This is a genomic window from Sphingomonas sp. EU05-FHT14C10, from assembly GCF_058790595.1.
Map to the genome: position 1 here is coordinate 116,998 of NZ_JBYTEN010000007.1, position 20,565 is coordinate 137,562.

24 protein-coding genes are annotated in these 20,565 nt (G+C 65.2%); 11 read left to right on the forward strand and 13 right to left on the reverse strand.

Annotated features, from left to right (window positions below; all coding sequences use genetic code 11):
* Positions 1 to 142: 142 nt before the first annotated feature.
* Both hslO and AC3WT0_RS09455 read left to right on the forward strand, forming a co-directional pair.
* Positions 143 to 1,081, forward strand: a complete 939-nt coding sequence (gene hslO, locus AC3WT0_RS09450; protein ID WP_492753261.1) for an Hsp33 family molecular chaperone HslO — start codon at positions 143 to 145, stop codon at positions 1,079 to 1,081.
* 84 nt (positions 1,082 to 1,165) lie between these two features.
* Positions 1,166 to 1,585: a DUF3617 domain-containing protein gene (locus AC3WT0_RS09455; protein ID WP_492753262.1), complete on the forward strand. Its 420-nt coding sequence runs from the start codon at positions 1,166 to 1,168 to the stop codon at positions 1,583 to 1,585.
* Positions 1,586 to 1,800: 215 nt separating this feature from the next.
* Here AC3WT0_RS09455 and AC3WT0_RS09460 read toward each other — a convergent pair whose 3' ends face one another.
* Genes AC3WT0_RS09460 through cyoA form a run of 7 tightly spaced genes read right to left on the reverse strand, consistent with a single transcriptional unit; the run spans position 1,801 to position 8,581 of the window.
* Positions 1,801 to 2,337, reverse strand: coding sequence for a response regulator transcription factor (locus AC3WT0_RS09460; RefSeq protein ID WP_492753263.1), 537 nt, complete (start codon positions 2,335 to 2,337; stop codon positions 1,801 to 1,803).
* Positions 2,334 to 3,641, reverse strand: a complete 1,308-nt coding sequence (locus AC3WT0_RS09465; RefSeq protein ID WP_492753264.1) for an ATP-binding protein — start codon at positions 3,639 to 3,641, stop codon at positions 2,334 to 2,336. The genes AC3WT0_RS09460 and AC3WT0_RS09465 overlap by 4 nt, the downstream gene beginning before the upstream one ends.
* Positions 3,638 to 4,363, reverse strand: a complete 726-nt coding sequence (locus AC3WT0_RS09470) for an SURF1 family protein (RefSeq protein ID WP_492753265.1) — start codon at positions 4,361 to 4,363, stop codon at positions 3,638 to 3,640. Before AC3WT0_RS09470 ends, AC3WT0_RS09465 begins: the two co-directional genes overlap by 4 nt.
* Positions 4,360 to 4,713 (reverse strand): cytochrome o ubiquinol oxidase subunit IV, encoded by a 354-nt coding sequence (gene cyoD, locus AC3WT0_RS09475; protein ID WP_492753266.1) that lies wholly within the window; start codon positions 4,711 to 4,713, stop codon positions 4,360 to 4,362. The genes AC3WT0_RS09470 and cyoD overlap by 4 nt, the downstream gene beginning before the upstream one ends.
* Complete coding sequence (gene cyoC, locus AC3WT0_RS09480) at positions 4,710 to 5,354, reverse strand: cytochrome o ubiquinol oxidase subunit III (RefSeq protein WP_492753267.1); 645 nt, start codon at positions 5,352 to 5,354, stop codon at positions 4,710 to 4,712. The genes cyoD and cyoC overlap by 4 nt, the downstream gene beginning before the upstream one ends.
* 2 nt (positions 5,355 to 5,356) lie before the next feature.
* On the reverse strand, positions 5,357 to 7,363 hold the full coding sequence (gene cyoB, locus AC3WT0_RS09485; protein ID WP_492753268.1) for a cytochrome o ubiquinol oxidase subunit I: 2,007 nt from the start codon (positions 7,361 to 7,363) through the stop codon (positions 5,357 to 5,359).
* A gap of 15 nt (positions 7,364 to 7,378) precedes the next feature.
* The gene (gene cyoA / locus AC3WT0_RS09490; protein WP_492753323.1) at positions 7,379 to 8,581 is read right to left on the reverse strand and encodes a ubiquinol oxidase subunit II; all 1,203 of its coding nucleotides are present in this window, start codon (positions 8,579 to 8,581) and stop codon (positions 7,379 to 7,381) included.
* A gap of 171 nt (positions 8,582 to 8,752) precedes the next feature.
* Here cyoA and AC3WT0_RS09495 point away from each other — a divergent pair, with 171 nt between their 5' ends.
* From AC3WT0_RS09495 to queE, 6 genes are all read left to right on the forward strand, one after another.
* Complete coding sequence (locus AC3WT0_RS09495; protein ID WP_492753269.1) at positions 8,753 to 10,081, forward strand: MFS transporter; 1,329 nt, start codon at positions 8,753 to 8,755, stop codon at positions 10,079 to 10,081.
* Between the two features lie 218 nt (positions 10,082 to 10,299).
* Entirely contained in the window at positions 10,300 to 10,707 is a 408-nt protein-coding gene (locus AC3WT0_RS09500; RefSeq protein WP_492753270.1) for a winged helix DNA-binding protein, read from the forward strand.
* Positions 10,708 to 10,760: 53 nt separating this feature from the next.
* The gene (locus AC3WT0_RS09505; protein ID WP_492753271.1) at positions 10,761 to 11,240 is read left to right on the forward strand and encodes a hypothetical protein; all 480 of its coding nucleotides are present in this window, start codon (positions 10,761 to 10,763) and stop codon (positions 11,238 to 11,240) included.
* 243 nt (positions 11,241 to 11,483) lie between these two features.
* A complete protein-coding gene (locus AC3WT0_RS09510) occupies positions 11,484 to 12,515 on the forward strand; it encodes an endonuclease/exonuclease/phosphatase family protein (RefSeq protein ID WP_492753272.1) in 1,032 nt (343 codons plus the stop codon).
* 56 nt (positions 12,516 to 12,571) lie between these two features.
* Positions 12,572 to 13,264 carry a 7-cyano-7-deazaguanine synthase QueC gene (queC, locus tag AC3WT0_RS09515; protein WP_492753273.1) on the forward strand — a complete coding sequence of 231 codons (693 nt, stop codon included), beginning with the start codon at positions 12,572 to 12,574 and terminating at the stop codon, positions 13,262 to 13,264.
* Positions 13,261 to 13,893: a 7-carboxy-7-deazaguanine synthase gene (gene queE, locus AC3WT0_RS09520; protein ID WP_492753274.1), complete on the forward strand. Its 633-nt coding sequence runs from the start codon at positions 13,261 to 13,263 to the stop codon at positions 13,891 to 13,893. Before queC ends, queE begins: the two co-directional genes overlap by 4 nt.
* A gap of 6 nt (positions 13,894 to 13,899) precedes the next feature.
* Here the strand turns inward: queE and AC3WT0_RS09525 are convergent, their stop codons facing one another.
* The 3 genes from AC3WT0_RS09525 to lipB form a co-directional block, all read right to left on the reverse strand.
* Positions 13,900 to 14,565, reverse strand: coding sequence for a hypothetical protein (locus AC3WT0_RS09525; protein ID WP_492753275.1), 666 nt, complete (start codon positions 14,563 to 14,565; stop codon positions 13,900 to 13,902).
* A 215-nt stretch (positions 14,566 to 14,780) separates the two neighbouring features.
* Positions 14,781 to 15,029 carry a hypothetical protein gene (locus AC3WT0_RS09530; protein ID WP_492753276.1) on the reverse strand — a complete coding sequence of 83 codons (249 nt, stop codon included), beginning with the start codon at positions 15,027 to 15,029 and terminating at the stop codon, positions 14,781 to 14,783.
* A gap of 105 nt (positions 15,030 to 15,134) precedes the next feature.
* Positions 15,135 to 15,794 carry a lipoyl(octanoyl) transferase LipB gene (gene lipB / locus AC3WT0_RS09535; RefSeq protein WP_492753324.1) on the reverse strand — a complete coding sequence of 220 codons (660 nt, stop codon included), beginning with the start codon at positions 15,792 to 15,794 and terminating at the stop codon, positions 15,135 to 15,137.
* Positions 15,795 to 15,911: 117 nt separating this feature from the next.
* On the opposite strand from lipB, the gene AC3WT0_RS09540 reads away from it, so the two are divergent.
* Positions 15,912 to 16,625 carry a hypothetical protein gene (locus AC3WT0_RS09540; protein ID WP_492753277.1) on the forward strand — a complete coding sequence of 238 codons (714 nt, stop codon included), beginning with the start codon at positions 15,912 to 15,914 and terminating at the stop codon, positions 16,623 to 16,625.
* Positions 16,626 to 16,627: 2 nt separating this feature from the next.
* Here AC3WT0_RS09540 and AC3WT0_RS09545 read toward each other — a convergent pair whose 3' ends face one another.
* Genes AC3WT0_RS09545 through AC3WT0_RS09555 form a run of 3 tightly spaced genes read right to left on the reverse strand, consistent with a single transcriptional unit; the run spans position 16,628 to position 18,488 of the window.
* Positions 16,628 to 17,209 carry a GNAT family N-acetyltransferase gene (locus AC3WT0_RS09545; RefSeq protein WP_492753278.1) on the reverse strand — a complete coding sequence of 194 codons (582 nt, stop codon included), beginning with the start codon at positions 17,207 to 17,209 and terminating at the stop codon, positions 16,628 to 16,630.
* Complete coding sequence (hemF, locus tag AC3WT0_RS09550; protein ID WP_492753279.1) at positions 17,200 to 18,042, reverse strand: oxygen-dependent coproporphyrinogen oxidase; 843 nt, start codon at positions 18,040 to 18,042, stop codon at positions 17,200 to 17,202. Before hemF ends, AC3WT0_RS09545 begins: the two co-directional genes overlap by 10 nt.
* Positions 18,039 to 18,488 (reverse strand): tRNA (cytidine(34)-2'-O)-methyltransferase, encoded by a 450-nt coding sequence (locus tag AC3WT0_RS09555; RefSeq protein WP_492753280.1) that lies wholly within the window; start codon positions 18,486 to 18,488, stop codon positions 18,039 to 18,041. The genes hemF and AC3WT0_RS09555 overlap by 4 nt, the downstream gene beginning before the upstream one ends.
* A gap of 212 nt (positions 18,489 to 18,700) precedes the next feature.
* Between AC3WT0_RS09555 and petA the strand changes: the two genes are divergently transcribed.
* Together petA and AC3WT0_RS09565 are read left to right on the forward strand one after the other, a co-directional pair.
* Positions 18,701 to 19,270, forward strand: a complete 570-nt coding sequence (petA, locus tag AC3WT0_RS09560) for a ubiquinol-cytochrome c reductase iron-sulfur subunit (protein WP_492753281.1) — start codon at positions 18,701 to 18,703, stop codon at positions 19,268 to 19,270.
* A complete protein-coding gene (locus AC3WT0_RS09565; protein ID WP_492753282.1) occupies positions 19,267 to 20,562 on the forward strand; it encodes a cytochrome b in 1,296 nt (431 codons plus the stop codon). The genes petA and AC3WT0_RS09565 overlap by 4 nt, the downstream gene beginning before the upstream one ends.
* The last annotated feature ends 3 nt before the right edge of the window (positions 20,563 to 20,565 follow it).

Here is a 20,565-nt window from a genome sequence, read left to right on the forward strand (position 1 = left end):
TTGGGAGGCCGGGTGGGGGAGCGGGCTGGCGCTGCCTCCCCAAGCGACGACTGGCGAAAGCGGCGTTGGTTCCTACATTAAGGACTTTCCGTCCTTCACTTAGTGACTCCCGGCCGCCTTTCGCCGGGTGAAAGGCTTTGCGATGACCGACAATGTCACCGCCGACCGCGATCGCGCGCTCGGTTTCGCCCTGATCGACCGCCATGCGCGCGGGCGCCTCGTCCGCCTCGGGCCGACGCTCGACGCCATCCTTGCCGCGCACGCCTATCCGCCGGTGGTCGAGCGCCTGCTCGCCGAGGCGCTGACGGTCACCGCGCTGCTCGGCGCGATGCTCAAGGACGATAATGGCCAGCTCACCCTGCAGGCGCAGACCGAGAATGGCGTCGTCGATCTGCTCGTCTGCGATTATCGCGGGGGCGAGCTGCGCGGCTATCTGAAGTTCGACGCCGATCGGCTGGCCGAGATGCCGGCCGATCCGTCGCTCTTCGCGCTGTTCGGCAAGGGCTATCTCGCGATCACCTTCGATCAGCCGGCGTCGAACGAGCGTTATCAGGGCATCGTGCCGCTCGAAGGCGTGTCGCTCGCGGCCGCCGTCGAGCATTATTTCGACCAGTCGGAACAGATCCCCAGCCTCGTCCGCGTCGCCATTGCGGGCGGCGAAGGCAGCCCCTGCGTCGCCGGCGGCATGCTGCTCCAGCATCTGCCCGAAGGCGAGGTGGGGCGCGATCGCCTCCATACGCGCCTCGATCACCCCGAATGGCAGCATGTCGAAACGCTCGCCGCGACGGTGAAGCCCGAGGAACTGACCGATTGCGATCTGCCGCTCGAGACGCTCGTCTGGCGGCTGTTCCATGAGGAAGGCGAAGTGCGCCTGCTCGGCGGTGCGGCGATCTCCAAGGGATGCCGCTGCAATCCCGAGCATATCAGCTCGGTCCTCTCGCGTTTCCCCGAAGAGGAACGGATCGCGATGGCCGACGATCTCGGGCTGGTCCATGTCGATTGCGAGTTCTGCTCGCGATCTTTCCCGATCGCGCTCGAATCCCTTGCGATATCGGGCGATGCACCCCCATATGCGCATTGAGCGGGAACGGCACCGTAACCAGTTTCGCATAAGGGCCGCATCGCCGAACCGCCTGTGAGATCACGAACAAGGATTTCCCGTCCGATGCGCCCCTTGCTGCTCCTGTCTGCCTTCACGCTGGTTTCCTTGGGCGCTGCCGCCGCCGTATGGTCGGCCGCGCCCGCGCCGCAGGTCGCCGCGCTTGCCCAGGTCGAACCCGGCCAGTGGCAGGTCAAGCCCTTTCTCGGCGAAGGCCCGGCGCGCAGCCTGTGCATCAGCAACGCCGCCAGCTTCATCCAGATCGAGCATGGCGACGCCAATTGCTCGCGCTTCGTGGTCGAGGACAAGCCGGGCGTCGCGACGGTCAGCTATAGCTGCCCCGGCGCGGGCAGCGGCCGCACCACCATCCGCGTCGAGACGACAAGGCTGCTCGATATCCAGTCGCAGGGCATCCTCAACAATGCGCCCTTCGAGGTTCGTTACGAGGCGCGCCGCACCGGCCCCTGCGCGACGGCGGCCCGTTAATCAAAGATTTACCATGATCGGGTTACAAGGATCGCGTGTCGGGTTTGGCACGCTTTCCTCCCTATCAGGCCGATAACGGCCTCACTGGGGCCGCCCATCGGAGCGGCCCCATTCTTTTGTCCGGTGCTTTCGACCGATCCATATGTTCACAATGGCGTCATTGCGAGCGCAGCGAAGCAATCCAGAGAGGCCGGGCACTGCGGGACGGCGACGGATCAGCGTACCGGCCGCTTCTCCAGCTTCCGCGCCAGCGTGCGCCGGTGCATCCCCAGCCGCCGGGCGGATTCGGAAATGTTGAAATCGGTCTCCACCAGCACGCGGTGGATATGCTCCCATTCCAGCGTCTTGATCGAGGATTGGCGGCCGTCGACGGGGGCTTCGGTATCGCCCTCGGTCCGGTCGAACGCCGCCTCGATATCGTCGGTGCTCGACGGCTTGGCGAGATAGTGCGACGCCCCCAGCTTGATCGCCTCGACGGCGGTGGCGATGCTGGCGAAGCCGGTCAGCACCACGATCTTCATCTCCGCATCGACGGCGCGCAACGTCTGCACGCAGGCCAGCCCCGATGCGCCGCCCAGCTTCAGGTCGACGACGGCATAGCCCGGCCAGCGATCGGCGAGCAGCGCGACCAGCTCGTCATGGCTTGCCGCGACGAGCACCTGATAGTCGCGCCGCTCGAACGAGCGCTTCAGCGTCCGTGCGAAGGCGGCGTCGTCCTCGACGATGACGAGCAGGCGGTCGGCCTCGCTCACAACGCGCCGCCCCGGTAGAGGATCGTCGACAAAGGCAGCGTCAGCCGCACCACCGCGCCGCCGCCGTCGCGATTCTGCGCAAAGGCCTCGCCCCCCATCTTGCGCAACACGTTGACGAGCAGGAACAGCCCCAGCCCGCCGCCCGGCTTGCCCTTGGTCGATCGATAGGGCTGGCCGAACGCCGCGATCATCTCGGGGTTGAAGCCCGGCCCATGGTCCGCCACGTCGATCACCAGCGCATCATGCTCGCGCGTCGCGATCACCGCCACCCAGTCGGGCGAGACCTCGACCGCATTGTCGATCACATTGCCGATCACCTGCTTCAGCGCGGGGTCGGAGACGATGGCGACGTCCTTTCCGAAGCGGTCGATATAATCGATCGTCCCCGGCAGGCGGGTCGATTGCCACTCGCTTATGATCCCGTCGAGGAAGGTGCGCACGGTGGTGATCTGCGGCGCGATGCCGCGCGCCTCGCCCGCCGACATCAATATGCCCCCGACGATCGTCTTGCAGCGCTGCACCGCCGTCTGCATCTCGCGGATGTCGGCGCGCAGTTCGGGGTCGCCCATCAGCGTCGGGATATGCTGCCAGTCGCCGATGATCACCGACAAGGAGGAGAGGGGGGTGCCCAGCTCATGCGCCGCGCCCGAGGCGAGCAGCCCCATGCGGACGATATGATCCTCCTCCGCCGCGCGCTGGCGGATGGTCGCGAGCGCAGCGTCGCGATCGCGCAGGTTGCGGCTGATCCGCGTGACGAAGGCGACGAGGAGCAGCGCGATCAGCCCGAAGCAGATCAGGCTGCCTTTCAGGTACAGCCCCCAGGGGTCGGCGGCGAGGCCGGGGGGCAGGTCGAGCGGCACCGCTCCGGTCGCCAGCACGCCCAGCGCGATCGCGCTCGCCGCCACGATCGTCCACGACCAGCCGGGTTTGAGCAGCATCGCCCCGATCACGACCTGCAGCAGGAACAGCGAGGCGAAGGGATTGGTGAGCCCGCCGCTGTAATAAAGCTGCCAGCCCAGCGCGCCGACATCGATCAGCAGCACCAAGGTCAGCTCGCCGTTGGTCACCGCCTCGCGGCGCATGAGCAGGGGCAAGGTGGCGAGGTTGATCGCGATCAGCAGCGCCGGGGCCATCAGCAGCGGGGCAAGCGGCAGCCTGATCCCCATCCCCCATTCGGCGACCGCGATGGTGAGTATCTGCCCGCCGACCGCGATCCAGCGCAGCTGCATCAGCAGCAGCATGTTCCGGCGCCCCGCGTCGGCCTCGGCCGGCGCGGCTGCGATCGCCGGCTTTGTTTCGTTCACGCCGTCCCGTCCTCCTGCCTTCGTTCGCCGAGCAGCCACCATGCCCACCACAGGCTCAGCGCCGCCATGCCGAACCAGGTCAGCGCATAGCTCATATGATTATCGGGGAAAGAGACGACAGTCAGCCCACCCACCGGATAGCCGCCCCTATTGGGCGTCGCATCGGCGTCGATGAAATAGGGGGCGACGGGGCCGATCGCGCGCGCGGCGGCGATCGCGGCCACGTCGCGCGAATACCAGCGATCGGCCTTGGGGTCGTTGCTGCGCAGGAAGCCGCCATGCGGTTCGCTGATCCGCAGCAGCCCGGTGACCGTCACCTCGCCGGATGGCGCGCCGGTCGCCGCGCCGCGCTGCTCGGGCGGCACGAAGCCGCGATTGACCAGCAGGGTGAAGCCGGGGGTGACGAGTGGCGTCAGCACCCAATAGCCCGGACCTTTTTCGGTCACCGCCTGCACCAGCGTCGATTGCGCGGGCAGGAAATGGCCGGTCGCGCGGACATGGCGATAGGCGTCGCCGTCGGCGCTGACCTGTCGCCATGCGGCGGGCGGGGGAGGGGGCGTCGGCGCGGCGTGGATTCGCGTCTCGACGATGTTGATCAGCCTGTGTTTCCAGGCGCGGCGCTCGATCTGCCAGATGCCCAGCGCGATAAACCCCGCCGTCAGCAGCAGGGCGAACGCTACCGCCACCCGCGCCCGGCGCGGGTGGCGATGCGATAGGGTCAAGGCAGCTGCCTCACATCCACCGGCTGCGGCATCATGTTGGTATGCAGGTGGTACATCACCCACAGCGAGCCCGACAGCACGATGACGACGACGATGATCGTGAAGATCAGCGCGGTCATGGTCCAGCCGCCTTCGGCCTTCCCGTTCATGTGCAGGAAGTAGATCATGTGGACGACCATCTGCACGGCGGCGAGGCCCATGATGATCGCGCCCGTCGCCGCGTTCGAGAACTGGTGAGTCATCACCAGCCAGAACGGGATGGCGGTCAGGATGACCGAGAGGACGAAGCCGATGACATAGTCACGCAGGCTGCCGTGCGGCTCGGCGACGGAGTCATGGTGATCGCTCATCGCAGCATTCCCATCAGATAGACGAAGGTGAAGACGCCGATCCAGATGACGTCCAGGAAGTGCCAGAACAGGCTGAGGCACATCAGCCGGCGGCGGTTGGCGGGGACCAGGCCCTTGCGGCCGATCTGGACCATCATCGTCACCAGCCAGATCGAACCGAAGGTGACGTGAAGCCCGTGCGTGCCGACGAGCGTGAAGAAGGAGGAGAGGAAGGCGCTGCGCCACGGACCCGCGCCCTCATGGATGAGGTGCGAGAATTCGTAGAGCTCGATGCTGAGGAAGGCGAGGCCGAACAGCCCGGTGATCGCCAGCCACATCTGCGTCTGCGCCAGGTTGCGGCGCTGCACCGCCAGCATCGCGAAGCCGTAGGTGATCGACGAGAAGAGCAGCATCGCGGTGTTGAGCGCGACCAGCGGCAGGTCGAACAGGTCGCGCGGCCCCGGGCCGGCGGCATAGCTGCCGCCGAGCACGGCATAGGCCGCGAACAGCATCGCGAAGATGAGGCAGTCGCTCATCAGGTAGATCCAGAAGCCCAGCATGGTGCTGGCGCCTTCGGGATGGTCGTGCTCGTCCAGCTCGTAGAAGCGCGCCGTATCGGCTGCGCCGCCGGCCAGGGTTCCGGCGTGGGTCGTCGCGGTCATTCTCAGGCTCCAGCGGCGAGCAGGCGGGTCCGTTCGGCCTCGGTGGCGATCACCGTTTCGGCCGGGATGTGGAAGTCCCGCTTATAGTTGAAGGTGTGGCCGATCGCGGTGGCGATCAGGCCGACGAAGCTCAGGCCGACGAGCCACCAGATGTGCCAGATCAGCGCGAAGCCCATCACCAGGCTGATGCCCGACAGGATGATCCCGGCACCGGTGTTGCGCGGCATGTGGATCGGGCGGAAGCCGTCGGTCGGACGCTTGACGCCGAGCTGCTTCATCTCCGCCCAGGCGTCCAGCGAGTGGATCACCGGGGTGAAGGCGAAATTATACTCGGGCGGCGGCGAACTGGTCGACCATTCGAGCGTGCGGCCATTCCAGGGATCGCCCGTCTCGTCCTTCAACTGGTCGCGCTTCATGATGCTGACCGCGAACTGGACGAGCATCGCACCGATGCCGGCAGCGATCAGCAGCGCACCCAGGCCCGCAATCACGAACCAGATCTGCAGCGAGGGATCGTCGAACACGCGCATGCGGCGGGTGACGCCCATCAGGCCGAGCACATAGAGCGGCGCGAAGGCCAGCCAGAAGCCGGGCACCCAGCACCAGAAGCTGACCTTGCCCCAGAAGGGGTCGAGCTTGTAGCCGAACGCCTTGGGCCACCAGTAGTTGATCGCCGCGAATACGCCGAACACGACGCCGCCGATGATCACGTTGTGGAAGTGCGCGATCAGGAACAGCGAGTTGTGAAGCACGAAGTCGGCGGGCGGCACCGCCAGCATCACGCCCGTCATGCCGCCGATCACGAAGGTCAGCATGAAGGCGATCGTCCACATCATCGGCAGCTCGAAGCGGATGCGCCCCTTGTACATGGTGAACAGCCAGTTGAATATCTTCGCGCCCGTTGGGATCGAGATCACCATGGTGGTGATGCCGAAGAAGCTGTTCACGCTTGCGCCCGAACCCATGGTGAAGAAGTGGTGCAGCCACACCAGGTAGGACAGGATGGTGATGCAGACGGTCGCGTAGACCATCGACGTGTAGCCGAAGAGGCGCTTGCCGGTGAAGGTCGCGGCGATCTCCGAATAGACGCCGAACAGCGGCAGGATGAGGATGTAGACCTCGGGGTGGCCCCAGATCCAGATCAGGTTCACGTACATCATCGGGCTGCCGCCGAAGTCGTTCGTGAAGAAGTTGGTGCCGACGTAGCGGTCGAGCCCGAGCAGCGCGAGCACGGCGGTCAGTACGGGGAAGGAGGCGACGATCAGCACGTTGGTGCACAGCGCCGTCCAGGTGAAGACCGGCATCTTCATCAGGCTCATGCCCGGCGCGCGCAGCTTGATGATCGTCACGATCAGGTTGATGCCTGATAATGTCGTGCCGACACCGGCTATCTGCAGCGCCCAGATATAGTAATCGACGCCGACATTGGGGCTGTAGGCCAGCTCCGACAGCGGCGGATAGGCGAGCCAGCCGGTCTGCGCGAACTCGCCGATGAACAGCGACGCCATGACGAGAACGGCGCCCGCCGTGGTCATCCAGAAGCTGAAATTGTTGAGGAAGGGGAAGCTCACGTCGCGCGCGCCGATCTGGAGCGGGACGACATAGTTCATGAGCCCGGTGACGAAGGGCATCGCCACGAAGAAGATCATGATCACGCCGTGCGCGGTGAACACCTGGTCATAATGGTGCGCGGGCAGATAGCCGTCGGACCCGTTGAAGGCCATCGCCTGCTGGCCGCGCATCATCAGCGCGTCGGCAAAGCCGCGCAGGAACATGATGAGGCCGAGAATCATGTACATGATCCCGATCTTCTTGTGATCGACGCTGGTGAACCATTCCTTCCAGAGATAGCCCCACAGCCGGAAATAGGTGAGCAGGCCGAGCACCGCGATGCCGCCCAGCGCCACGCCGGCGAAGGTGCCGATCAGGATCGGCTCGTGATAGGGAATGGCCTCAAGCGTCAGCTTCCCGAAGATCGGGCTGTAAGGCATGGTCTGTTCAACGGACATGTCGATCTTCCGAAATCAGGATCGGGGGCTGGGCGGCGGCGCACGGTCGGCGTCTGCGACCAGCAGCGATTTGGACGATGCGCCGGGGCGCGACAGGCCCACGCCGCGCAGCGGCGCGAGGTCGATCGGCTTGGGCAGCGGCGCCTTCTCGATCGCGCCTTTCATCGGGGCGCAGAGTGCGGCGACCATCATCCGGTCGCCGGCGGTGGTGGCGGGGCTGGCGCCCGTGCCGCGCGCGCCGGCCTTGTCGTAGACCAGCGGGCGGACATTGTTGATGCCGGCCAGGCCCAGGCCGCCGCGCTCGTCGATCGCCATCATGTCGTGCATGCACATCTTGCCCGGCTCGACGCAGAGATTGACGACGGCGTCGAACAGGCCCGCCTCGACGCTGGCGAAGCGCTTGACGGGCACGGCCTCGCTCGGCTGCTCGAGCTTCAGATAGGCCGCGCGGTCCAGTTCGCCGCCGGCCGCCTGCGCCTGCTTCACCCAGGCGTCGAAACCCGCGTCGCTCAGGCTCTTGGCGTCGAAGCGCATCCTGGAGAAGCCCGCGCCGCTGTAATTGGCCGAAAAGCCCTTATAGACGCCTTCCTTGTTGAAGACGGCGTGCAGCTTGGTCTCCATCGAGGGCATGGCGTAAATCTGCCCGGCCAGCGCCGGCACGTAGAAGCTGTTCATCACCGACGAGGCGGAGATGCGGAAGCTGATCGGGCGGCCGACGGGCGCGGCCAGCTCGTTGACCGTCGCGATGCCGTACTGCGGATATATAAAGAGCCATTTCCAGTCGAGCGCGACCACCTCGACCTGCAGCGGCTCGACCCCGGCCTTCACCGGCTCGCCCGGCGCGGTGCGCGCCAGCGGGCGATAGGGATCGAGCAGGTGGGTGCCGACCCAGGTCAGCGCGCCCAGGCAGATGATGATCATCAGCGGTGCCGCCCAGATGATCAGCTCGAGCGAGGTCGAATGGTCCCAGTCGGGCCGATAGTCGGCCGCGCTGTTCGACTCGCGATATTTCCACGCGAAGAACACGATCAGCGCCATCACCGGTATGATGATCAGGAGCATCAGCCCGGTCGAGATCAGCACCAGATCGCTCTGCTGCTGGGCGATGTCGCCGGCGGGGTGGATGACCTCGAAATTGCAGCCGCCGAGCAGAGGCAGGGCGGCAAGCGCTGGTGCGAGGCGGAGAGAGTGCCGGATTCGGCTGGATTTTTCGAGCATGATGCGCGCGCCTACCCCTGCATGTTGCGGTGCGACATAGGACATTTTGTCCAATCCCATTGGGCCGCCCGAACGACGAATGGGGGCAACCCTGCCTGCGCCCCGTCAGTCGTGGCCAGACATATTATGGTATACTATACATTGTCGGAGCGCCGCTCCAGGAGTCGAAAAATGAGTGCGCAATCCGCCATGACGACATCCGCCGAAAAGGATGCCCGCGACATCAACGCGCGCGGCGGCCACAAGATCGCGCCGGGCGAAATCGCCATCGGCGTCATCATCGGCCGCACGTCGGAGTTTTTCGACTTCTTCGTCTATGCCATCGCCTCGGTGCTGGTCTTTCCGAAGCTGGTCTTCCCTTATGTCGATCCGCTGACCGGCACGATCTACAGCTTCGCCTTCTTCGCGCTCGCTTTCATCGCACGGCCCTTCGGCACGCTGATCTTCACGACGATCGACCGTCTTTACGGCCGCGGGGCGAAGCTCACCATCGCGCTCTTCCTGCTCGGCGGCTCGACGGCGGCGATCGCCTTCCTGCCGGGTTACGAGACGATCGGCATCGGCGCGGCGCTGCTGCTCGCGCTGTTCCGCCTCGGCCAGGGCGTCGCGCTCGGCGGCTCGTGGGATGGTCTGGCCTCGCTGCTCGCGATGAACGCCCCCGAAAGCAAGCGCGGCTGGTATGCGATGATCCCGCAGCTCGGCGCGCCGCTCGGCCTGATCGTCGCCAGCCTGCTTTTCGCCTTCCTCACCAGCGTGCTCCCGGCGGCCGATTTCCTCGACTGGGGCTGGCGCTATCCTTTCTTCGTCGCTTTCGCGATCAACGTCGTGGCGCTATTCGCGCGCCTGCGCATCGTGGTGACGCCCGAATATGCCCATCTCTTCGAATCGCGCGAGCTTGAGCCCGCGCCGGTGATCGAAACCATGCGCTCGGAATGGCGGCTGATCGCCATGGGCGCCTTCGCGCCGCTCGCCAGCTTCGCGATGTTCCACATGGTCACCGTGTTCCCGCTCTCCTGGGTCAACCTGTTCACCACCGAAAGCCCCACGCGCTTTCTGGTGATCGAGGCGGCTGCGGGCGCCGTCGGCGTGCTTGCCATCGTCGCCTCGGGCTATTTCGCCGATCGCGTCGGCCGCCGCACGCTGCTCGGCTTCTCGGCGGCGGCGATCGCTGCGTTCAGCGGCTTCGCGCCCCAGTTCCTCGATGCCGGCGAAGGCGGCGAGATCGCGTTCATGCTGCTCGGCTTCATCCTGCTCGGCATTTCCTTCGGCCAGTCGTCGGGTGCGCTGTCGTCCAACTTCGCGCAGCGTCACCGCTACACCGGCTCGTCGCTCACCTCGGATCTCGCCTGGCTGTTCGGCGCCGGCTTCGCGCCGCTCGCCGCGCTGCTGCTGTCGAGCAATTTCGGCCTGATCGCCTCGGGCGCCTATCTGCTCTCGGGCGCAGCGGGCACGCTGCTCGCGCTCTGGCTGAACCGCGAGCTCGGCCGCACCATCGAGTAGGAAAAAGGCGCGGCGCGGATTATTTTCGCGCCGCGCCTTTCCCGTCCAAGGTCATGATCGAATGCCTCCGTCATGGGGTGCGGACACGCATCCGGGGGCATTTGATTTATGCAGACAGGGTTGGCCGGGCTTGTCCGGTATCGGGGCATCTTCGCCCTTCGTCATGATCGACGTTCGCCAGCGGCCACAATCCGCGCCGCGCGGACAGGGAAGGGCGCATGACCGTGCGCCGTTCCGATCTCGCCATTGCGGACAGGCCGCCGGCATCGCCGCCGCCGCGCGGCGTCGATCCGCTGCTCATCCGCCGCATCCAGAACTCGCGCCAGGCGCGCCTGCGCTTCTTCGATGCCGATCTGGTCGCCGATCCGGTGTGGGACATGCTGCTCGATCTCGGCCTCGCCGCGATGGAGGGGCGCGAGATTTCGGTCTCCAGCCTGTGCATTGCCTCGAACGTGCCGCGGACCACCGCGCTACGCTGGATCGTCACGATGGTCGAACGCGGGCTGGTGACGCGCGAAGCCGACCCCGCCGACGGCCGCCGCTCGATCGTTCGCCTCACCGACGAGGCTGCGGAGGCGCTCCACAAATGCCTCGCCTTCATCGCGAAGCAATGGGGGCGGGATTAGCGAAACGTGACTGTAGTCGTTGATCGACGGCACTGATGAGCTAGTTATCGGGAATGGCAGCAATCGACCCCAAAATCCTAGCGGAGGTAATTCTCCAGGAGCAGGGACAAGCCGCCGTAATCGGCATTGACGGATGGACCGGGGTCGGAAAGACCACCCTTGCTGAAGCACTCGCAGATGCCACGGGTGGCAGAGCCTACGATCTAGACACCGCGCTAGACAGGAATCGCAATTGCTATTTGCGCGCACTCAGATTGGACGAAATTAGGCACGCACTTCGCCCCCATGGGCTTCTGTTCGTTTCCGGCATCTGTCTCCGTCAGGTCTTTGCCGAAATAAATGTCGAAGCAGATGCGCATATTTACGTAAAGCGCATGGCATCCTGGGGCTGGGCAGATGAAGACGACTTGTTGGGGCGTATTCCTGAGTTTTCGGAATCTAGCGGAGAAGCCGTACGGGACGAAATGCGCAGCTACCACAAAAAATGGGAACCGCACCTGCGAATGACCTACGAATTTCACAGGTGCGATTAGATTTCACTCTGGAACGAGGCAAAAAGTATTGGGATAAAGCGAGCTGAGATTTGCAATTCGAAGGGCGGAATCCGCAATCTTCTTCCCCCGCAACGAGCGCAATGCTTATGGTAGCAGCAGTGCCTATCGAAGCGCGCGCGCCTAAAAATTGGAGCGCCCCGCACCCACCGCCTTGCGCCGGCCCGCATAATCTGGCTTCTCGCTCCCATGCGGGGGATGCTGTCCAGAACATCGGCGATTGCGGTGGCCGCGCTCGGTCTTTCGGCCTGCGCCACGCCCGCGCCGTTCCGTGAAACGACCTGCGGCGCGACGCAGCCGCCGGGCATCACGGTTTCGCCCGATGGCCGCACCGCATCCACCACCTTGTCGGTCCTCACCTACAATATCGAGGGGCTGGGCTGGCCCGCGCGCAGCGGCCGCGCGCCCGAACTGACCGAGATCGGCAGCCGCCTTGCCGCGATGCGCGCGGCGGGCGACGCCCCCGATGTCGTGATGTTCCAGGAAATGTTCAGCGGCGCGGCCAAGCGCGCGGTCGTCGACACCGGCTATCCCGCGATCGTCACCGGCCCCCAGCGCACCACGCGCGCGAAGGGGACGACGCGCGATCCGCTTCCCGGCAAGTCGAAGGTCAAGCGCGGCGAGATCGGGGTGCATTTCAGCGGTAGCGGCCTCGCCATCGCCTCGCGCTACGCGGTGATCGACACCGATCGCCACGCCTATGGCCGCCGCTCCTGCGCAGGCTATGACTGCCTCGCCAACAAGGGCATCGTCCTTGCGCGCATCGTCATCCCCGGCGTGCCGACGCCGATCGACCTCTACGATACGCACATGAACTCGCGCCGTGCCTCGCGCGCACCTGCGCCGCGCACGCTCGCCGCGCACGACCGGCAGGCGCTGGAGGCGTCCGAGTTCATAGATCGCACGCACAACGATGCCTATCCGGTTATCTTCGGCGGCGATTTCAACATGCGCCACTCCGAGGAGCGGTGGGAGAATTTTACCCGCTACCAGTCGCTGTCGCTCGTCCACCGCGTCTGCGCCGATCCCGCGTCGGGCTGCGACGTGCGCATGTCGTGGGATGGCGATGCGCCGTGGATGGATACGCAGGATCTGCAATTCTTCTGGCCCGGCGACAGCGTCTCGATCCGCCCGATCCGCGTCGAGGCGATGTTCGACGGCGGTCCCAGCGGCCCCGAGCTTTCGGACCATGACGGCTTCAAGGTGACCTACGAGCTCAAATGGCCGGTTTCGATCAAGCCCGCCGGAGGCTGCTGAGCGGGCCGGCGGCCGCACCTCTTGCGATTGCTGCGCTGCGGGAGTAGCGCGGTGCCATGTCTTCCCAGCCGAAGCGCGCGGTCGTCCTCCTTTCGGGCGGCCTCGACTCCATGGTCGCCGCCGGTCTCGCCCGCGAGGCCGGCTTCTCGGTGCTCGCGCTCACCGTCAATTATAACCAGCGTCACGCGGTCGAGATCGAAGCCGCAGGGCGTATCGCCGCAATGCTCGGGGCAGAGCGCCATATCGTGCTGCCCATCGATCTGCGCGCCTTCGGCGGATCGGCGCTGACCGACGATATCGATGTGCCCAAGGACGGCGTGGTCGAGGGCGTCATACCCTCCACCTATGTGCCCGCGCGCAACACGATCTTCCTGTCGCTCGCGCTCGGCTGGGCCGAGGCGGCGGGCGCGCGCGATCTGTTCATCGGCGTCAATGCGCTCGATTATTCGGGCTATCCCGATTGCCGTCCGGAATTCGTTGCGGGGTTCGAACGGCTTGCTGAGCTGGCGACGCGCGCCGGGGTGGAAGGGCAGCCCTTCCACGTCCAGGCGCCTTTGCTGCACATGAGCAAGGCCGATATCGCGGCGGAGGCGGCGCGCCTCGGGCTCGACGCGGGGATGAGCTGGTCCTGCTACGATCCCACGCCCGACGGCAGGCATTGCGGCCTGTGCGACAGCTGCCGGCTGCGCCACGGCGGGTTCGAGGCGGCGGGGCTCCCCGATCCGACCGATTACGCCACGCTGCCATGAGCTATGCCGTCAAGGAGATGTTCCTGACGCTCCAGGGCGAGGGCGTTCAGGCGGGGCGGCGCGCGGTCTTCATCCGCTTCGCCGGCTGCAACCTGTGGACGGGGCGCGAGCAGGATCGTGAAAGCGCGGTCTGCCGCTTCTGCGACACCGATTTCGTCGGCATGGACGGCACGTTCGGGGGTCGTTACGATATCGCAACCAAATTGGCCGCCCAGGCAAAAGCGCTATGGGACCGTGACAACCCAGCAGGATTCTGCGTCCTCACCGGCGGCGAACCGCTCCTCCAGGTCGATGCCGCGCTGATCGATGCGCTCCACGCCGAAGGCTTCGAGATCGCGGTCGAATCCAACGGCACCATCGCCGCGCCCCCGGGCATCGACTGGCTCTGCATCAGCCCCAAGGCGGGCAGCGAGGTCGTCCAGACCAGCGGCGACGAGCTGAAGCTCGTCTGGCCGCAGCCCGGCATCGACCTCGATCGTATCGAGGGCTGGGACTTCCGCCATTTCCTCGTCCAGCCGATGGACTGTGCGGAGGCCGATGCCGCGCGCGACGCGGCGATCGATCTGGCGATGGAGCGGCCGCGCTGGCGGCTCACGCTCCAGAACCATAAGCAGCTCGGCCTGCGCTGATCCTGCTCAGAAGGAGCAGTGGCGCGTATCCAGCCGGCTGTCCTTCCAGCATTTTTCCTCGAGCGGCGGATAGCGATAGTCGAGCGGCGGCACATAGAAGACGAAGCTCTGCTCGCCATAGCGGCCAAGGCTCTTGCGCACCTCGCGCAGATATTTTTCGGCGACGGTGTAGAATTGCCCCTTGGGCACGAACAGCGCCGCGCGCCCGACCTTGCTGATCGTCTCGCAGAAGGTGAATTGCGAGCTGACGGTCGAGAAGCTGGAATAGGTGCGCGTGCCATATTGGTCGAGCGCGGTCTGAGCGAGCTTCGGCACCTTCTTGGTGCGTTTGAAATAATTGGTCAGCGTCTGATAGGCCTGACCCAGCTCGACCCGATGATAGTCGAGCAGATGATTATACTGGTTGTTGGTGAGCAGCGTCGGATCGAACTGGCATTGCAGCGCGCCGACGTTGAGCGCCGACCGCATCCGCCAGACGATCGCCGCGCGCATTTCCTGTGGCGTGGCACCGGGCAGCAGCTCGCCGATATCGGGCTCGTTGCCGACGACCGGCGGCCCCGACAGGTCGGGCGCCTTCCAGAAGAAATTGGCCTCGGCCGAAGCCAGAGGCGTCGCGACCGCCAGCAAGGCCGCGACAGGCTTGAAATAGCCGCGCGCCGTAAGGAAACTCATCAACACTCCTCCGCCTATCCGGTGATCCAGCGCGGATGCGGCGAAACGTCGCCCCCTCCCACTCGCGCGAATCCTATGCGCGTTTGGCTCGCGCCTCAAACGCTTTTGCATGTCCCGTGGCGGCGGGGTGTGCGGATGCTGCGACGATCGGCTGCAACCAAAGAAAAGGGCCGCCCGGTCGCCCGGACGGCCCCTCGAAACGATGCGACGCGCGCTTACTGAGCGACGTTGCCCGCGGCTTCGTTACCCATGGTCGCGTTGGCGTCCATGGTGTCGTTGCCCATCGCGCCGTCGACGGCGGTCATGTTGTCGGTGACTTCGCCGGCCGGCTCGACCGCGTTCAGGTCGGTCACGGCGGTGTTGTCGACGGCATTGGCCGTCTCGGTGCCGCCGCAGGCAGACACGAGCAGGGCGGCGCCGGCAACCATAGTCCCAAGAGTCAGCTTCGAGAGAAGGTCACGCATTGAAAACTCCCTATTTTTGTCGCGATTTGGCCGGCTTAACGGGCCCTTCAACAAACCAAATCGAGGCGGACATTAGACATAAATGTGACGCCCCTCAAGAAAACTCTATCGCAGGTGCAGCGAAGACAGAAAGCCGGGCAGACTGTCGGCCAGCGCCGCGTCGAGCATCTCCATTGTCGCGCCGTTTCCAAGCGCCGCGAGGCTGGTCACCGGAAACGCGCTGATCCCGCACGGCACGATGCCCCCAAAGTCCGACAAATCGGGCGAGACGTTGATGGCCGCGCCATGCAATGTGACCCAGCGGCGGACGCGAACGCCGATCGCGCCGATCTTGGCTTCATGGCCGTTCGCGTCGTCGGTCCAGATGCCGATCCGCCCCTCGGCAGGACGCGCGGCGACGCCAAGCCGATCGAGCGCTGCGATGATCCACTGCTCGAGCGCATGGACGTAGCAGCGGACGTCGCGGCCGCGCTTCGTCAGGTCGAGCTGGACGTAGACGATGCGCTGTCCCGGCCCATGATAGGTATAGCGCCCGCCACGCCCGCTCTCGAACACTGGAAAGCGTGGGTCGAGCAGTTCGGCCGGGTCGGCGCTGGTCCCCGCTGTATAGAGTGGCGGGTGCTGGAGCAGCCAGATGCGTTCGCGCCCCGTGCCGGCCTGGATCGCGGCGGCGCGCGCTTCCATGTCCGCCACGGCGTCGGGGTAGGGGACGAGTCCGGGTTCGATCCGCCACTCAATCCCGTTCTGGTCTTCGGTCATGCCCATCCTATCGGGGCGCGGGGCCGCATCTTCAAGCCCGCTGCGTCTCCGGCGCAAGCGCATCTCCACATTGTCGAACGCGCGCGCGCCGTATAGCAGGCGTCCGACGATTTGGAGGGGTGCGTGCGTAAACTGGATGGCGGCAAGACATGGGCCGATATCGTGGCGATGGCGCGCGGCAATGCCGAGCCATTGGCGCTGATCGGGGGGCTTTTCATCATGCTGCCCGCGTTGATCGTGCAGGTCTTCGTGCCTTTCGTTCCCGTGGCAACGACCTTGCAGGCGCGGGTGAACGAGCAGCTTGCCTATTTCGAAGCGAATATGGGGCCGCTGCTGGTGGCGCTGATCGTCTCGACATTCGGGCAGGCGGTGATTCTGTCGCTCCTCCTCGATCCCGATCGGCCGACAATCGGCCGTTCGTTCGGGATCGGCGCTGCCGGCCTGATATGGTTGTTGATCGCCAATTTCCTGACAGCGGTGGTGGTGGGCACGGGGCTTACGCTTTTCATCGTTCCGGGCCTCTATCTGTTCGGCCGGCTGGCGCCGATCCCGGCGATCCTGTTCGCCGAACGCCGGACCAGTCCCGTCCAGCTTTTCAGCCGCAGCTTCGCGATGACGCGCGGCAATGGTTGGCGCAACCTGCTGTTGTTCGCAGTCATCTGGGTGACGGCGACGATCGTCATCGCAGCGGCGATTTCGGTCGTGGGGATCGTCGCCAGTCTCGCGGCGGGAGGCTTCGCGGCTTTCATCACTGCGCTCGCAGCGGCCATGCTCGATACCGCGTTCGCGCTGCTCCTGCTGCTGACCTACGCCGCCATCTACCGCCAGCTCGCCTGACTTCAGATCAGCGGGATCTGCGGCGCCGAATCGCGGGGCAGCTTGCCCGTCAGGCGTGGGTCAGGGAAAGTCTCCACTGCGCGCGCGATCGGCGTGAAGCCCTGTGCGCGGTAGAAATTGAGCGCCGAGGGATGGTCGAGCGTGCACGTGTGCACCCACAGCCGCTTGATCCCTTGCGCCCAGCCGAGCTGCTTGGCCTGCGCCATCAGCCAGCGGCCGTGGCCTTTGCCGGCAAGCTCCGGGACCAGCGCGAAATAGGCGATTTCGCACTCTCCGGGCATGCGGAAATCGAGCTCGAGCATGCCGACCTCGATTCCCTGGCGATCGACCGCCGCGTGGATATGGACAGCGGGGTCGCCGATGATCGAATCGAGCGCCGCATCGTCGATCACGAGGCGAGAGAACCACAGCCACGGTGCGCCGACGCGCGTGAACAGCGCGCGATAGGCTTCGCGCGTCGGCGATTGCCAGCGGACGAGGCGTAGAGGCGCATCGGGAAGCGGCGCGGGTCTTGGCCGCTCGCGCATCTCGAGCGTGGTGACGACGGCCGCGACCTGGCCGGGTTCGAGCGCGGTCAGGCCCATGTCGCCTCCGGCGGCAGGCTCATCAGGATCGCGTCGATATTGCCGCCGGTCTTCAATCCGAACAGCGTGCCGCGATCATAGACGAGGTTGAATTCGGCATAGCGCCCGCGCCAGGCGAGTTGCTGCTGCTTGTCCGCGTCGTTCCAGGGCATGTCCATTCGCCGCCTCACGATCCGGGGGAAGATGTCGAGGAAGGCGAGCCCCACGTCGCGCGTGAACGCGAAGTTGGCGGCGAAATCGCCTTCGAGATGATCGTAGAAGATCCCGCCGACGCCGCGGTGGACCTGCCGGTGGGGAATGTAGAAATAATCGTCGGCCCATGCCTTGAAGCGCGGATAATGCGCAGGATCGTGCGCGTCGCACGCGGCCTGCATCGCGGCATGGAAATCCGCGGTGTCCTCGTCGATCGGGAGGGGCGGGTTAAGGTCCGCGCCGCCGCCGAACCAGCGTTTGGTCGTCGCCAGAAAACGCGTGTTCATATGGACGGCGGGCACATGCGGATTCGCCATGTGCGCGACGAGGCTGATCCCCGTCGCGAAGAAGCGGGGATCATCCCCCGCGCCGTGGATCGAGCGCGCGAAATCGCCTTCGAAGCGCCCGCCCACGGTCGAGACGTTGACCCCGACCTTTTCGAAGACGCGCCCCTTCATCACGCCGCGCACGCCGCCGCCGCCCGGCTCGCCCGAAGGATCGGCGCGATCCCAGCCGGTGTAGGTGAAGGCGGCGTCGCTGCCCGCGTCGCGCTCGATCGCCTCGAAGGCGGCGCAGATGCGGTCGCGCAGACTTTCGAACCAGTCGCGGGCAAGCTGTTGCTCGTTGTCGAGCACGATCATTCGGGCAATCCTCCGGTCTGGCGCAGCGCCTCCGCAAGCGCGATGCCCGTCGAGACCGCAAGGTTCAAGGATCGAAGCCCCGGGCGCATCGGAATCCTGATGCGCATTGCCGCCGCATCGTGGATGTCCTGCGGTACGCCCGCGCTTTCGGATCCCATCAGCAGGATATCATCGGGCGCGAACGCGGCATCGTAGAGCGGAACGGAACCATGCGCGCTCATCAGGACGATGCGCCCCGGCTGCGCCGCGCGAAACGCCTGCCAGTCGGCGTGGCGCACCATTTCGACATGGGCGAGATAGTCCATCCCCGCGCGTTTCATGCGCGCATCGGAAAAGACGAATCCGCATGGCTCGATGACGTCGATCGGGATGCCGAAGCAGGCGCCGATCCGCAGCACCGCGCCGACATTTCCGGCGATGTCCGGCTGGTAGAGAGCGACGCGCACGATTTGGTCCCGGAGCGATTGATGACGGGCGCTGCGTTAGCCGCACCGAAATCCTGTTGGCAAATGGCTTTAGCCTTGGCTATCACCATCTGGATCGCCTCGGGGAGTGGCGATTGCGCTGGGGAGCGCCGGGAGGGGAAAACGCCACCGGAGTCCATTCGTCTTGCATGGGGCGATCAGCGGAGAGGTGTCATTGCGCAGAAGGCCGTTGAATGACGACGCTTGAGCATAATGAGGGGGTGGACGCTGAAAGCGGCGTGCGCCGGCGCGATTTTCTGAATGTAGCTGCGGCCAGCTTTGCCGGTGTCGGCGCTGTGGCTGTGGTTGGTCCTCTGGTCACGCAGATGTGGCCTTCGGCGGATGTCCTTGCTCAGGCGTCGACCGAAGTCGATATCTCGGCGATCCAGCCCGGGCAGGCGATCAAGACCATCTATCGCAAGCAGCCTTTGTTCGTCAGGCATCTGACGCCGAAGGAAATCGGCGAGGCCGATGCCGTTCCGCTCAGCGAACTGCGCGATCCGCAGACGCTTGAACAGCGCACCAAGCCGGGCAAGGCGCAGTGGCTGATCACGATGGGTGTCTGCACGCACCTCGGCTGCGTGCCGCTGGGTGCGGGCGAGGGTGAGAATCGCGGCGAATATGGCGGCTATTTCTGCCCCTGCCACGGCTCGTCCTACGATACCGCCGCGCGCATCCGCAAAGGCCCGGCGCCCAAGAATCTCGAAGTGCCGGATTATGTCTTCCGGTCCGACACCGTCGTGGAAGTGGGGGCCAAGGCATGAGCTTTCCCTGGGCACAGCAATATGATCCCAAGCACCCGCTGATGAAGTGGGTGGACGAGAAGCTGCCGCTTCCCCGTCTGGTCTACAACGCCGTCGGCGGCGGTTATCCGGTGCCGCGCAACCTCAACTATTGGTGGAATTTCGGCGTCCTGGCGGGCGTCGCGCTGACCATCCAGATCATCAGCGGCATCGTGCTCGCGATGCATTATGCCGCCAATGCCGGCGTCGCCTTCGACTCCGTCGAACATATCATGCGCGACGTGAATTCGGGCTGGTTCCTGCGCTATGCGCACGCGACCGGGGCGAGCTTCTTCTTCATCGTGGTCTATACTCACATTTTCCGCGGCCTCTATTTCGGCTCCTACAAGGCGCCGCGCGAAATGGTCTGGCTGCTCGGCCTCGTCATCTTCCTGCTGATGATGGCGACGGCGTTCATGGGCTATGTGCTGCCCTGGGGGCAGATGAGCTTCTGGGGCGCCAAGGTGATCACCGGGCTTTTCTCGGCGATCCCGCTCGTCGGCCCGACCATCCAGGAATGGCTGCTTGGCGGCTATGCGCCGGATAATGCGACGCTCAACCGCTTCTTCTCGCTTCACTATCTGTTGCCCTTCGTCATCGCGGGCGTGGTGGTGCTGCACATCTGGTCGCTGCACCTGACCGGTTCGAGCAACCCGACCGGCGTCGATGTGAAGTCCGAGCAGGATACCGTGCCCTTCCACCCCTATTACACCGCCAAGGACGGGGTAGGGATCGGCGTCTTCCTGTTCCTCTTCTCGGTGATGCTGTTCTTCGCGCCCAACTATCTGGGCCATCCGGACAATTATATCCCGGCAAACCCGCTTTCGACGCCTGCGCACATCGTGCCCGAATGGTATTTCTGGCCGTTCTACGCGATCCTGCGCGCCTTCACCGTTGACTTCATTCTCCCGGCGAAGCTGTGGGGCGTGCTCGCCATGTTCTCGGCGATCCTGCTGCTCTTCTTCCTGCCATGGCTCGATAATTCTCCGGTCCGTTCGGGAACCTACCGGCCGCTGTTCAAGAAGTTCTTCTGGATCCTCGTCATCGACGTTCTGGTGCTCGGGTTCTGCGGCGGCGCGCCGGCCGAAGAGCCTTATGTGATGATCAGCCAGATCGCCGCAGCATACTATTTCCTCCACTTCCTCGTCATCCTGCCGCTCATCTCGTGGATCGAACGGCCGCTACCGTTGCCAGCCTCGATCACCGAGGCCGTGCTCGCCAAGCACAGGGACGACACGGGCCTCGGCGCTGCCGCCGAAGTCACGGCTGAATAAGGG